Annotated in this window: 11 protein-coding genes; 6 read left to right on the forward strand and 5 right to left on the reverse strand. The window is 52.8% G+C overall.

What is annotated here, in order from left to right; all coding sequences use genetic code 11:
- Positions 1-22: 22 nt before the first annotated feature.
- On the forward strand, positions 23-1993 hold the full coding sequence (locus tag ACHHZ7_RS11565) for a TonB-dependent siderophore receptor (protein WP_060682086.1): 1971 nt from the start codon (positions 23-25) through the stop codon (positions 1991-1993).
- A 41-nt stretch (positions 1994-2034) separates the two neighbouring features.
- Here the strand turns inward: ACHHZ7_RS11565 and ACHHZ7_RS11570 are convergent, their stop codons facing one another.
- Entirely contained in the window at positions 2035-2289 is a 255-nt protein-coding gene (locus tag ACHHZ7_RS11570; protein ID WP_048212573.1) for a GlsB/YeaQ/YmgE family stress response membrane protein, read from the reverse strand.
- Between the two features lie 201 nt (positions 2290-2490).
- On the opposite strand from ACHHZ7_RS11570, the gene ACHHZ7_RS11575 reads away from it, so the two are divergent.
- Positions 2491-3225 carry a flagellar brake protein gene (locus ACHHZ7_RS11575; RefSeq protein WP_048235228.1) on the forward strand — a complete coding sequence of 245 codons (735 nt, stop codon included), beginning with the start codon at positions 2491-2493 and terminating at the stop codon, positions 3223-3225.
- An 11-nt stretch (positions 3226-3236) separates the two neighbouring features.
- Here ACHHZ7_RS11575 and emtA read toward each other — a convergent pair whose 3' ends face one another.
- Entirely contained in the window at positions 3237-3848 is a 612-nt protein-coding gene (gene emtA, locus ACHHZ7_RS11580) for a membrane-bound lytic murein transglycosylase EmtA (RefSeq protein WP_016153365.1), read from the reverse strand.
- Positions 3849-3946: 98 nt separating this feature from the next.
- Between emtA and ldcA the strand changes: the two genes are divergently transcribed.
- Positions 3947-4861 (forward strand): muramoyltetrapeptide carboxypeptidase, encoded by a 915-nt coding sequence (gene ldcA, locus ACHHZ7_RS11585; protein WP_060682085.1) that lies wholly within the window; start codon positions 3947-3949, stop codon positions 4859-4861.
- 97 nt (positions 4862-4958) lie between these two features.
- Positions 4959-6692, forward strand: coding sequence for a potassium/proton antiporter (locus ACHHZ7_RS11590; protein WP_008785011.1), 1734 nt, complete (start codon positions 4959-4961; stop codon positions 6690-6692).
- A gap of 104 nt (positions 6693-6796) precedes the next feature.
- Here the strand turns inward: ACHHZ7_RS11590 and dadX are convergent, their stop codons facing one another.
- Together dadX and ACHHZ7_RS11600 are read right to left on the reverse strand one after the other, a co-directional pair.
- Complete coding sequence (gene dadX, locus ACHHZ7_RS11595; RefSeq protein WP_060682084.1) at positions 6797-7867, reverse strand: catabolic alanine racemase DadX; 1071 nt, start codon at positions 7865-7867, stop codon at positions 6797-6799.
- A 12-nt stretch (positions 7868-7879) separates the two neighbouring features.
- Positions 7880-9178: a D-amino acid dehydrogenase gene (locus ACHHZ7_RS11600; RefSeq protein WP_003833553.1), complete on the reverse strand. Its 1299-nt coding sequence runs from the start codon at positions 9176-9178 to the stop codon at positions 7880-7882.
- A gap of 322 nt (positions 9179-9500) precedes the next feature.
- Here ACHHZ7_RS11600 and ACHHZ7_RS11605 point away from each other — a divergent pair, with 322 nt between their 5' ends.
- Positions 9501-11033, forward strand: coding sequence for a SpoVR family protein (locus tag ACHHZ7_RS11605; RefSeq protein WP_003833557.1), 1533 nt, complete (start codon positions 9501-9503; stop codon positions 11031-11033).
- A gap of 102 nt (positions 11034-11135) precedes the next feature.
- On the opposite strand, the gene fadR is transcribed toward ACHHZ7_RS11605, so the two are convergent.
- Positions 11136-11855 (reverse strand): fatty acid metabolism transcriptional regulator FadR, encoded by a 720-nt coding sequence (fadR, locus tag ACHHZ7_RS11610; RefSeq protein ID WP_003833559.1) that lies wholly within the window; start codon positions 11853-11855, stop codon positions 11136-11138.
- A 236-nt stretch (positions 11856-12091) separates the two neighbouring features.
- On the opposite strand from fadR, the gene nhaB reads away from it, so the two are divergent.
- Positions 12092-13636 (forward strand): Na(+)/H(+) antiporter NhaB, encoded by a 1545-nt coding sequence (gene nhaB, locus ACHHZ7_RS11615; protein WP_008785014.1) that lies wholly within the window; start codon positions 12092-12094, stop codon positions 13634-13636.
- Positions 13637-13681: the final 45 nt, after the last annotated feature.

The following is a 13681-nucleotide window of genomic DNA, read 5'->3' on the forward strand; positions in this document are numbered from 1 at the left end:
ATTAATAAATGGACTAAAAATAATGAATTTCAACAAAAGTTGTCTTTACACAGCTCTGTCGTTTGCTTTCGCGCACAGTGCTTTTGCTGGGCAGGAAAGCGAAACCATGACCGTCTGGTCAAGTCCGGCCTCCGCCGCAACCACTACGGTTCTCGGCCAGGAAACGATGCAGCAACTGGATAAGCAAAACGTGGCGCAGGCACTGAGCGTTGTCCCCGGCGTCGTGCTGCAAAAGTCAGGCAACCGCAATGAACAGCAGGTGAAAGTCCGCGGTTTTGACAGCCGTCAGGTTCCCGTCTATTTTGACGGCGTGCCGGTATACATCCCCTATGATGGCAACCTCGATTTAGGCCGTTTTCTGACCTCCGATATCGCTTCGGTTGAAGTCTCCAAAGGCTACTCGTCGCTGTTACAAGGGCCGAACCAGATGGGCGGCGCCATCAATATCACCACCCAAAAGCCCACCAAACCGATTGAAGGCAGCATTGGCTATCGCCAGGGCTGGAGTCGTAGCAAAGACAATGCCCACGATATGCACGCTTCATTTGGCGCCAGCAACGATCTCGGCTACATCCAGCTCAGCGGCAGTCAGTTGAAGCAGGATTTCCTTGGCTTACCGCACGGCGTGGACAATCCTATTGCGGGCAGCAACGGCAAGATGATTAACTCCTCCGCCGATGACAAACGCGGCATCGTGAAGCTGGGCTTTACTCCGCGTGGTAATGACGAATATGTGCTGACCTATATTAATCAGGACGGTGAAAAAGATAACCCGCCGTACGCTGGAACCAGCAGTCAGAAATCACGCTACTGGCAATGGCCACAGTACGATAAAGAGAGCTATTACTATCAGGGCACCACCCATCTGGGCGATCGTTTCACACTAAAAAGCCGTCTGTATCGCGATACCTTTGAAAATACGCTGATGATGTACAACTCACTTGCCGATCTGAAAAACAAGAAAGGCAACTACAGTCATTATTCAGACTATAGCGATGGCGCTGGTCTACAGCTCGCTGCGGATATGCGTGAAAACGACTTGCTCTCTTTCGCCGTGAACTGGAAAGATGATGTTCACCGCGAGAAAGGCGCTCCGAATGCGGCTTACGATCGCTACGAAGACCGCACCTGGTCCGTTGCCAGCGAATACCAGTGGGCAGCGGCGGATAACGTCGATGTAGTAGCTGGAATAAGCTATGACTGGCGCGACAGTCTGGAAGGCATGAAGCACGAAAAAAATGGTAGCGTCACCCACTATGATGACAACAATCAGTCGGCCTTCAACTGGCAGATGATGACCAAATATCACTTTGAAAATTCAGACACATTAGCGCTGTCCTACTCTGACAGAACACGTTTCCCAACACTGAAAGAGCGCTACACCACCTCGAAACCGGCCTATAACCAGGTGGCGCTGGTCAATCCGCAGCTTAAACCGGAACGCGCCCGCAGCGTGGATCTGACCTGGAATGGTTCACTTGGTAAAGACTGGGGATTCGAAGCCAGCGTCTATTACAACCGCATCAGCGATGCCATTCTTTCACACAATATTGATGCTGATACCATCCAGAATCAGAACAGCGGCCGGGTGGATTACACCGGTCTGGATGCAGGCGTTAAAGGTAAAGTCTTTGATATGCTGGATGTTGGGCTGAGCTATGGCCTGATTCATGCGGACGTCAAACGCAGCGACATCGGCAAAATAACCGATTTGCCGACGCAAACCCTCACCGCATGGATGACGCTGAAACCGTGGGATCCGCTGAGCATTACGCTGTCTGAAGAGGCCCGCTCATCGAGCTATAGCAATAGCGACGGCTCGCAGAAAGCCGCAGGTTTCGCCATTACCCATTTACGCGCCGACTACGCCATCGGTCACGGGTTTAGCGTCAACGCTTCGGTCAATAACCTGTTCGATACACAATACGTGTACAGCGAAGGATTTATCGAAGAAGGCCGTAATTACTGGGCGGGAATTGAGTATCAATTCTAACTTAGCGACATAGAGAAACGGCCCCCACAGGGGCCGTTCGATTAATCTCGCCGTACAAGCCGGAAGACACCCAGCACAACAATCGCGCCGACCACGGCCACCAGGAAGCTATGGAGATTAAATCCGCTGACATCGCCGCCAATACCAAACATCGTTGCCAACCATCCACCGACCACAGCACCGACAATACCGAGAATACAGGTCAGGATAAACCCACCGCCATCACGCCCCGGCATAATCAGTTTGGCGATAACCCCCGCAATCAGACCAAAAATAATCCAGGCAATAATTCCCATTTTCAGGCCCTCTTTCCAGTGAACGCACGCGCAAGACATTCCTGCGCCAGCACTTAAAGTATAGGCAAGCCATCGCGACATGCTTTTATCACTCAGACTTAATTCATTGGGTTTGGTAAAAAATTTCATCCATTTGTATTAAGTTCCGTCGATTAATGCCGATAACCCAACGACAAACCAGGCATCCAGGAGTCATTAGGTGTGAGTAACTACAATGAGCAGTTCCTGAAGCAAAATCCGTTAGCGGTGTTAGGTGTACTTCGGGACTTAAAGTCGCAGCAGGTTCCACTGCGTATCTCCTGGTCAGGCGGCCAGTTCATCAGCAAAATTCTGACCGTCAGTCCCGATGAACTGATCATGGATTTTGGCAGCCAAGAATATGAAAACCAGGCCGTACAGCGGGCCAGCCAGATCTCAATTATCGCCGAAACGCAGGGAGCCAAAGTAGAATTCACCCTGCCACAGCTGAAAAAAGGCGAGTATCAGCAACTGCCGGCGTTTATTTCATCCTTGCCGCCTTCTCTGTGGTTTGTGCAGCGTCGGGAATATTTCCGCATCGGCGCTCCGCTGCATCCTCCCTATCGCTGCACGGCAAAAATGCCGGACAACAGCATTCTGCATTTTCGCTTATTCGATCTGTCTCTCGGCGGCATGGGCGGGCTGTTAGAAGTGGCAAAACCAGAGGGGTTGGCAGAAGGTATGCGCTTCTCGCAGGTTGAACTAAATATGGAGCAATGGGGGGTGTATCACGTTGACGCCCAGCTTATTTCCATTAGTGAGCGCAAGGTTATCGATGGGAAAAACGAAACGATTACCACTCCCCGCCTGAGCTTTCGTTTTCTCAACGTCGGCCCGGCGGTGGAGCGGAACTTACAGCGGATTATTTTTTCCCTTGAACGCGAGGCCCGGGAAAAGTCGAACAAGGTGCGCGATTAGCATCACCTGAATTACATCACATCCAGCGCTTGTTGAAGCTTCCAGATATAGCGCGGGGCCTGCGGCGCCGGATGATTGTCCGCAACATGTTCAATAAATTCATCCGGGCTGAGGTCGTTGATTTTATTGATCGCTTTTTTCCTGTCGGATGAGAACGTGCGTAACAGTGCGCCCGCACCGTTGGCGTACGATACTACCAGCGCGTACTGCATCACCTGCGGATCTTCAATCCCGGCCAGCGGCCCGGTTTCGAGAATACTCAGGTATGCGGCCCCCATGGAGATATTGCGCTCGGGGTTTTTCAACTCACTGGTCGACGGCTCTCCGCTCCAGCCCATGCGGCGATAAACATCGCGTCCTGAAGTTGATGCTTTCAACTGCATCAGACCAATCGCATTGGACTTACTGACCGCATTCGGATTTCCGCCTGATTCAATGGCGATAATAGCGGTAATCAATTGTGGACTGACACCCCAGGCCGCACCGGCTTTTTCACTGATCGGCATCCATTGCATTGCGCGTTTAACCGGAACTTCAGCATTCCACGGCGGGTTTTTGTAATCCTGTTTTGAACTACAGCCCGCAAGTAATACAACCAAAAAAGCAAACCATCTCAATTTCACGTCATCTATCCTTATAGCCGGAACCTGTCGCTGAGGTGACAACGACATACCTACGCGGCATGATATACATTTGGTTTTAGTTGTAGCAAGGAAATGCCATGTCCCGGTTTCACTTAATTGCCCCGTCGGGCTACTGTATCAATCAGCAGGCTGCCTTACGTGGGCTTGCGCGTCTTATTGAGGCCGGTCATCAGGTCGACAATTCAGCGGTCATTGCGCGCCGCTGCCAGCGTTTTGCGGGGACAGAGGCAGAAAGGCTTGCTGATGTGAACTCGCTCGTTAATCTGAAAACCCCCGATACCATTGTGATGGCGGTACGCGGCGGCTATGGCGCGAGCCGTTTACTGGAAGATATTGACTGGCAGGGGCTGGCAGCCCGCCAGCAACAAGATCCGCTGCTGCTGTGCGGACACAGCGATTTTACGGCGATCCAGTGTGGTCTGCTGGCACAGGGGAATGTGATTAGCTTCAGCGGCCCGATGCTGGCGGCGAACTTCGGCGCCGAAGAAATGAACGCATTCACCGAGCACCATTTCTGGCAGGCTTTGCGTAATGCCCAATTTACCCTCGAATGGCAGGGTGACGGTCCACAGTGCGCAACTGAAGGTACTCTGTGGGGCGGAAATCTGGCGATGATCATTTCGTTGATGGGTACACCGTGGATGCCGGCCATCAAAAACGGCATTTTGGTGCTGGAAGACATTAACGAGCATCCATTCCGTGTCGAGCGTATGCTGCTGCAGCTGTACCACGCCGGAATACTGGCCCAGCAAAACGCCATTATCCTCGGCAGTTTTAGCGGTAGCGCACCCAATGACTACGACGCTGGTTACAATCTTGATTCAGTTTGTGATTTTCTGCGCGCCAGATTGTCAGTACCGTTGATCTGCGGCCTCGATTTTGGCCATGAACAACGCACTGTCACTCTGCCTTTGGGAGCCAATGCGGTGCTGAAAAATGATAAAAACGGCACTCAGCTCACCTTAAGTGGGCATCCGGTACTAAAATCGTAAAAAAAGCGGCTAATGGGGCTAAGCAAAACGCTGTTTCTGTCGTTATTATGGTAGGGTTTATTAATACGAAACAGCGTAATTCAGGAGTAACCGAACGTTGGATGCCGCAGCAATTATTAGCCTTTTTATTTTGGGTTCCGTTCTCGTCACCTGCAGTATCTTACTCAGTTCATTCTCATCACGTCTTGGTATCCCTATCCTGGTGATATTTCTCGCTATCGGTATGTTAGCGGGCGTAGATGGTATAGGCGGCATACCTTTCGATAACTATCCATTCGCCTACATGGTGAGTAACCTGGCACTGGCAGTTATCCTGCTCGACGGCGGGATGCGCACCCAGGCCAGCTCTTTTCGCGTTGCGTTAGGCCCGGCGCTATCGTTGGCGACGGTCGGTGTGCTGATTACTTCCGGACTCACTGGCATGATGGCCGCGTGGCTGTTTCATCTGGATCTTATCGAAGGACTCCTGATTGGCGCGATTGTTGGTTCAACCGACGCCGCGGCGGTCTTTTCCCTGCTTGGCGGTAAGGGGCTTAACGAACGCGTTGGCTCTACGCTGGAAATTGAATCCGGCAGTAATGACCCGATGGCCGTGTTTTTGACCATCACGCTCATCGCCATGATCCAAAACCACGAAACCGGTTTAAGCTGGATGTTCGCGGTGCACATTATCCAGCAGTTTGGCTTAGGCATCGTTATCGGTCTGGGCGGTGGATATATGCTCCAGCAGATGATTAACCGCATTTCTCTGCCTGCCGGACTGTATCCGCTATTGGCGTTAAGCGGTGGGATCCTGATTTTTGCCCTGACCACTGCGCTGGAAGGCAGCGGTATTCTGGCGGTTTATCTGTGTGGTTTCTTGCTGGGTAATCGCCCTATTCGCAACCGGTTTGGCATTCTGCAAAACTTCGACGGTCTGGCCTGGCTGGCGCAAATCGCCATGTTCCTGGTGCTCGGACTGCTGGTTACGCCGTCCGACCTGCTGCCTATCGTGGTTCCTGCGCTGATTTTGTCTGCGTGGATGATTTTCATTGCCCGCCCACTTTCGGTTTTCGCCGGACTGCTGCCGTTTCGCGGCTTCAATCTGCGCGAGCGCATTTTCATCAGTTGGGTGGGTCTGCGCGGTGCGGTACCCATCATCCTCGCCGTCTTCCCAATGATGGCGGGTCTGGAGAATGCACGCCTGTTCTTTAACGTCGCCTTCTTCGTGGTACTGATCTCGTTGCTGTTCCAGGGAACCTCTCTTTCATGGGCCGCTAAAAAAGCCAAAGTGGTGGTCCCTCCTGTTGGCTGGCCCGTGTCGCGCATTGGCCTGGATATTCATCCGGATAACCCGTGGGAGCAGTTTGTTTATCAGCTCAGCGCCGATAAGTGGTGCGTAGGAGCCGCATTGCGCGACCTGCATATGCCGGAAGAAACGCGAATAGCCGCCCTGTTTCGTGACAACGTGCTGTTTCACCCCTCCGGCAGCACACGTCTTCGCGAAGGCGACGTATTGTGTGTTATTGGCCGCGAGCGCGATCTCCCGGCTCTTGGCAAGCTGTTCAGCCAGTCGCCACCTGTGTCGTTAGACCAGCGCTTCTTCGGTGATTTTATTCTTGAAGCCAGCGCAAAATATGCCGATGTGGCGCTGATTTATGGCCTGGAAGATGGCACCGAGTATCGTGATAAGCAGCAAACGCTGGGTGAAATTGTCCAGCATCTGCTTGGTGCCGCGCCGGTCGTCGGTGACCAGGTGGAATTCGCTGGCATGATCTGGACCGTAGCCGAGAAGGAAGATAATGCGGTGCTGAAGGTCGGTGTTCGCGTTGCTGAAGATGAGGATGAGTAAAGCGGATGTTTTGCCGGGTGGCGGCTGCGCCTTACCCGGCCTACAAAATGCACTGACTCTGGAGGCCTGATAAACGCAGCAGCATCAGGCAATGCTATATAAAGTTACACCGTCACAACTGGCACGCGCAGCGCCAGAGAACACATTAACTCGTAGCCTACCGTACCTGCGGCGGTGGCCACATCGTCAATTTTAATCTCTTTGCCCCACAGCTCTACCGGCGTCCCGATCCCTGCCTGCGGGCATGGTGTCAGATCTACCGCCAACATATCCATTGAGACTGTCCCCACCGTCCCGGTACGTACACCGTCCACCAGCACCGGAGTACCACTTGGCGCATGGCGTGGATAACCGTCTGCATAGCCGGTCGCTACAATGCCAATGCGCTGCTCGCCGCTGGCAGTGTAGCGTCCACCGTAGCCCACCCGATCGCCAGCTTTCAGCGTCTGTATGCCGATGATCTCACTGCTCAGCGTCATCACTGGCTTCAGGCCGGTGTTAGCGATGTCCCGCCATTGTCCTGAAGGCGACGCACCATACAAAATAATGCCCGGACGAACCCAGTCATAATGCGCTTCAGGGTGCCACAGCGTGGCTGCCGAATTCGACAGCGATCGTCTGCACTCCAGCCCTTCAGTTGCCTGCGCAATACGTGTCATAGCCTCCTGGATACCTTCCGGGTGCTCTGCATCGGCAAAATGTGACATCAGCGTCATTTCACCGACGTTGGGCATCGTCCGCAGCTGTTGCCAGACCGTGGGAACTCTTTCCGGTAAAAAACCAAGGCGGTTCATACCACTGTTCACCTTCAGGTAAACATCGAGCGGCGCCTTCAGGCGCGCATTCTGCAATGCTTTTAGCTGCCAGTTACTGTGTACACAGGTGGTGAGTCGATAATTGTCATATACGGTCAGGTCTTCGGCGTGGAAAAAACCCTCCAGCATGAGTATCGGGCCTTTCCATCCGCGCTCGCGTAGGGTTATCGCCTCTTCAAGATTGAGCATGGCAAAACCATCGGTTGTGCCCAGCGCATTCCAGACGCGTTCAATACCGTGTCCATACGCATTGGCTTTCACCACCGACCAGACGCGGGCGTCCGGTGCGGCCTGGCGGGTAATGGTCAGATTTTGTTTCAACGCCTGCAGGTCAATGCTGGCCAGTATCGGGCGGGTCATCTCACGTCCTTATCAGTTATGTGCGCCATGTAAATGCCGTGGACGAGATGGGGTAAACCCCGGACTGTAACGCGCCACGCTCAGATCGTCATAAGGTATGGCTGGCGTGCGGCCAGAAAGGATATCGCTCAGTAGCTGACCGGAGCCGCAGGCCATGGTCCAACCCAGCGTGCCGTGGCCGGTATTGAGCAGCAGATTCTTAAAGCGGGTGCGCCCCACCACCGGCGTTCCGTCCGGCGTCATCGGACGCAGTCCGGTCCAGAAGGTTGCCTGCTCCACATGACCGCCGCGCGGGAAGAGATCGCGTACGACCATTTCCAGCGTTTCACGACGAGGTTGTAGCAATTCTGTATTAAAGCCGACAATCTCCGCCATGCCGCCAACGCGAATACGATTGTCAAAGCGGGTAATAGCGATTTTGTAGGTTTCATCAAGGATAGTAGAAACCGGCGCACCGTCGTCTTGCGCCACCGGAATAGTCAACGAATAGCCTTTGAGCGGATAGACCGGGATATCAACGATCCCTTTCAGCATTGCCGTGGAGTACGAACCAAACGCCATCACATAGGCATCGGCTTTAACTATCTCTTCGCCGCACTGGACGCCATAAATCTGCTCACCATCGCTCAGCAGCTTATCGACCGGGGTGTTAAAGCGAAACTTAACGCCCGCCTGCTCCGCCATCTGAGCCAGACGCTGGGTAAACAGCTGGCAGTCGCCGGTTTCATCATTCGGTAAACGCAGACCACCGGTCAGTTTGTGCGCCACTTCTGCCAGTGCGGGTTCGACTTCCGCCAGACGGTTTGCTTCCAGCAGTTGATATGGCACGCCAGCGTCTTCGAGCACGGCGATGTCGCGGGTGGCGTTTTCATACTGTTGGGCAGTACGGAAAAGTTGCAGGGTTCCGCCCTGGCGCCCTTCGTACTCGATACCGGTAGAGGCGCGCAGCGCTTTCAGGCAATCACGGCTGTATTCCGCCAGTCGCACCATGCGTCCTTTGTTTTCCATGTAGTGGCTGGTGTCGCAGTTGCGCAGCATCTGCCACATCCATTTCAACTGGAACTGGGTTCCGTCAAGACGGACGGCCAGCGGAGCGTGGCGCTGAAACATCCACTTAATTGCTTTTAGCGGTACGCCTGGTGCCGCCCATGGTGCTGCATAACCTGGAGAGATTTGCCCCGCGTTCGCCGCACTGGTTTCCAGTGCCGGACCGGGCTCACGATCAATGACGGTGACATCGTGTCCAGCCTGACTTAAGTACCAGGCGCTGGTCACGCCAACGACACCACTTCCCAGTATGACAACTCGCATAGCCACTCCGTTAACAGTAAAAGAACAATCATCTAATTACATCTTGATAACTCAGTTGAAAATATTATTCAACATATGGCTTTTTTATGGTGACTTACCTCACATATAGCGGTGATGACTGGGGACTCTCCGCTTTGGCATCTCCTGCTGTGCGTTATTTTTATCCAGCATAAAATTTTGCGGCCATGCCATTTTTCGACGCCTCGCTAACGTGAAATCGCAAAGAAAAAATTTCTGCCGCAGCACGTTTTTTAACACCATGATCTATGCTTGACATGAGGTACTCCAGACAGAGAGTGCCGCCAACAATGAGGGTGCGCGAATGGCTACGATTGATTCCATGAACAAGGACAGCACACGGTTAAGCGATGGACCCGACTGGACGTTTGATCTGCTGGATGTCTATCTGGCAGAGATAGACCGCGTGGCGAAACTCTACAGACTGGATACCTACCCGCACCAAATCGAGGTAATCACCTCCGAACAGATGATGGACGCTTATTCCAGCGTCGGGATGCCGATCAACTATCCTCACTGGTCGTTTGGTAAAAAGTTTATTGAAACCGAGCGCTTGTATAAGCATGGTCAGCAGGGGCTGGCCTATGAGATCGTTATCAACTCCAATCCGTGCATCGCGTATCTGATGGAGGAGAACACCATCACCATGCAGGCGCTGGTGATGGCGCATGCCTGCTACGGACACAACTCCTTTTTCAAAAACAACTACCTGTTCCGAAGCTGGACGGATGCCAGTTCCATTGTCGATTACCTGATCTTCGCGCGAAACTATATTACCCAGTGTGAAGAGCGTTACGGCGTGGATGAAGTCGAAAAGCTGCTCGACTCCTGCCATGCGCTGATGAACTACGGCGTTGACCGTTACAAACGCCCGCAAAAAATCTCCCTACAGGAAGAGAAAGCCCGTCAGAAAAGCCGTGAAGAGTATCTGCAAAGCCAGGTGAATATGTTGTGGCGCACGCTGCCGAAGAAAGAGGAAGAGAAAACCGTGGCGGAAGCCCGGCGTTATCCCTCTGAGCCACAGGAGAACCTGCTGTACTTCATGGAGAAGAACGCCCCGCTGCTGGAGTCCTGGCAACGCGAAGTGTTGCGCATTGTACGCAAGGTCAGCCAGTATTTTTATCCGCAGAAACAGACGCAGGTGATGAACGAGGGCTGGGCCACTTTCTGGCATTACACTATCCTGAACCACCTTTATGATGAAGGTAAAGTCACCGAACGGTTTATGCTGGAGTTTCTGCATAGCCATACCAATGTGGTATTTCAGCCGCCCTACAACAGCCCATGGTATAGCGGGATAAACCCTTATGCCCTGGGGTTTGCCATGTTCCAGGATATCAAACGTATTTGTCAGTCGCCGACCGAGGAGGACAAATACTGGTTCCCGGACATAGCGGGTTCTGACTGGCTGGAAACCCTGCATTTTGCGATGCGCGATTTCAAAGATGAGAGCTTTATCAGCCAGTTCCTGTCGCCAAAGGTGATGCGTGATTTCCGTCTGTTCACCGTGCTGGATGACGATCGTCACAACTATCTGGAGATTTCTGCGATTCATAACGAGGAAGGATATCGTGAGATCCGCAACAGGTTGTCGTCGCAATACAACCTCAGCAACCTGGAGCCGAATATTCAAATCTGGAATGTCGATCTGCGTGGCGACCGTTCGCTCACCTTACGCTATATTCCGCATAACCGCGCGCCGCTGGATAAAGGACGCAAAGAAGTGCTCAAGCACGTACACCGGCTTTGGGGTTTTGACGTGATGCTGGAGCAACAGAATGAAGATGGCAGCGTGGAGCTGTTGGAGCGTTGCCCGCCAAGGATGAACGGTCTGTAAATCTTATTCCCGGAGGCGGTGTAAACACCTAATCCGGCCTACGAAGTGCACGTATTGTAGGCCGGAGAAAACGCTTTGCCGTCGCCATCCGGCTTTGAGCAATTAACGGCCCTGAATCGCCAAATCGCCCGGCAGGCTCTTTTGCATGCGATGCCAAATTTCGCCACTGTCGTGACCATAGCGACGCACCGTTTCATACACCTGCTCATGAGCGCCCTGCTCGCAGAGTTCTGACAGTTTACGGTAGAAGCTCAGCGCCAGCGCGCGCGCTTCCGGATTGGCAAAATAATGACGACCAATGCGGGTATATAATCCTTTCATACCGTTGAGGATCAAACCGTAAATCGGATTGCCGGAGGCAAATGCCAGGCCGCGGAAAATGTTATAGTCCAGATCGGCAAATGCGTCAGCGTGGTCGGCCACCTGATTTGCCGTCGCCAGAACCTCCTGTGCTTTATCAGGATGCTGGCGAAACGCAGTGCGAACAAAGATCGTCGAAATATTGGTACGCACGGACAGCAGATTATCAATCAACTGCGGGACACTCTCGTGATCGAGACGCGCCAGCGTTTCAAGAATATTCAGCCCGGAGGTTTCCCAGAAGTTATTCACCTTCGTCGGTTTGCCGTGTTGAATGGTCAACCAGCCATCTCGCGCCAACCGCTGCAATACTTCGCGTAGCGTGGTACGTGTCACCCCAATAAGTTCGGAGAGTTCACGTTCAGCGGGCAAAATAGTGCCAGGTGGGAAGCGGTTATTCCAGATACTTTCAATGATGTACTCTTCCGCGAACCCAGCCGGGCTTTGCGCCTTAATGACCATAGTAAAAATTCCATTACACAGCAAAACATAGTTACACACATCATACCAGATGGGTATCTTAGCTGATAGCTGACGCAATGAAGAAAAAGTGGATCAAGGCTTCATTTTCCAAATAACGCTACAGCACAGCCAACATTGCCAGTCTCGTGAATAGCTTGCCTGTACTCCCTCCTCCCGCTAAGCTTTGCGGTCAAACATAAAAACATGATTTCATTTTTAAAGGTAGGGAAATCACCATGGAGCTATCATGGGGCCGCGCTATGTGGCGCAATTTTTTAGGTCAATCACCAGACTGGTACAAACTTGCACTGCTTGTCTTCTTAGTCGTTAACCCGATTATTTTTTTCATCAACCCTTTTATCGCCGGCTGGTTGCTGGTGGCCGAGTTCATTTTCACGCTGGCGATGGCGTTAAAATGCTACCCACTGCTGCCAGGCGGGCTGTTGGCTATCGAAGCTGTCATTATTGGTATGACCAGCGCCACGCATGTGCGTGAAGAGGTTGCCGCAAACCTTGAGGTGTTATTGCTGCTGATGTTTATGGTGGCAGGCATCTACTTTATGAAGCAGTTATTACTGTTCATTTTCACGCGTCTGCTGCTCACTATTCGCTCCAAGACGCTGCTGTCACTGTCTTTTTGTGTTGCAGCCGCTTTCCTCTCTGCGTTCCTCGATGCGCTGACCGTCGTTGCCGTGGTAATCAGCGTTGCGGTCGGGTTTTATGGTATCTACCATCGCGTTGCTTCTTCTCGCGCGGAAGACAACAACATGCTTGATGACAGCCATATCGATCAGCACAATAAAGTCGTACTTGAGCAGTTCCGCGGTTTTCTGCGTAGCCTGATGATGCACGCTGGTGTCGGTACGGCGTTAGGCGGCGTGATGACCATGGTGGGCGAGCCACAAAACCTGATTATTGCCAAAGCGGCTGGCTGGCATTTTGGCGACTTCTTCCTGCGCATGTCGCCAGTTACCGTCCCGGTACTGATTTGCGGCCTGTTAACCTGTGTACTGGTCGAGAAATTGCGCTGGTTTGGCTATGGCGAAACGCTGCCGGAGACCGTCCGTGATGTCCTGCAACAGTTTGACGATCAGAGCCGCCAACAACGTACCCGCCAGGACAAAATCAAACTGATTGTCCAGGCGATTATTGGCGTCTGGCTGGTCGTTGCTCTGGCCCTGCATCTGGCGGAGGTTGGATTAATTGGTCTGTCCGTCATCATTCTGGCAACCTCGTTGACCGGTGTCACCGACGAACATGCGATAGGTAAAGCCTTTACCGAGTCGCTACCCTTCACCGCGCTGCTGACCGTGTTCTTCTCTATTGTCGCGGTGATTATCGATCAACAGCTCTTTTCGCCGATTATTCAGTTTGTTTTGCAGTCGTCTGAACATGCACAACTGACGCTGTTTTATCTCTTCAACGGCCTGCTGTCTTCGATCTCTGATAACGTTTTTGTTGGTACGATTTACATCAATGAAGCCAAAGCCGCGATGGAACATGGGACCATCAGCCTTAACCAATTTGAGCTGTTGGCGGTGGCGATCAATACCGGGACCAACCTGCCTTCGGTGGCCACGCCAAACGGCCAGGCTGCATTCCTGTTCCTGCTGACCTCTGCACTGGCGCCGTTGATTCGCCTCTCTTATGGTCGCATGGTGTGGATGGCCCTGCCTTATACTCTCGTCCTGACGCTCGTCGGCCTGCTTTGCGTCGAGTTCACGCTAGTTCCGGTGACCGAGTGGATGACCCAAACGGGCTGGTTAGCTACACTTTCATAACAATTAACCGGGCAAATCACTGCCCGGTTTGACTTTTTGCATGAT

This window comes from Citrobacter freundii complex sp. 2024EL-00216 (assembly GCF_043945515.1).
GTDB classification, from domain to species: Bacteria; Pseudomonadota; Gammaproteobacteria; order Enterobacterales; family Enterobacteriaceae; genus Citrobacter; species Citrobacter portucalensis.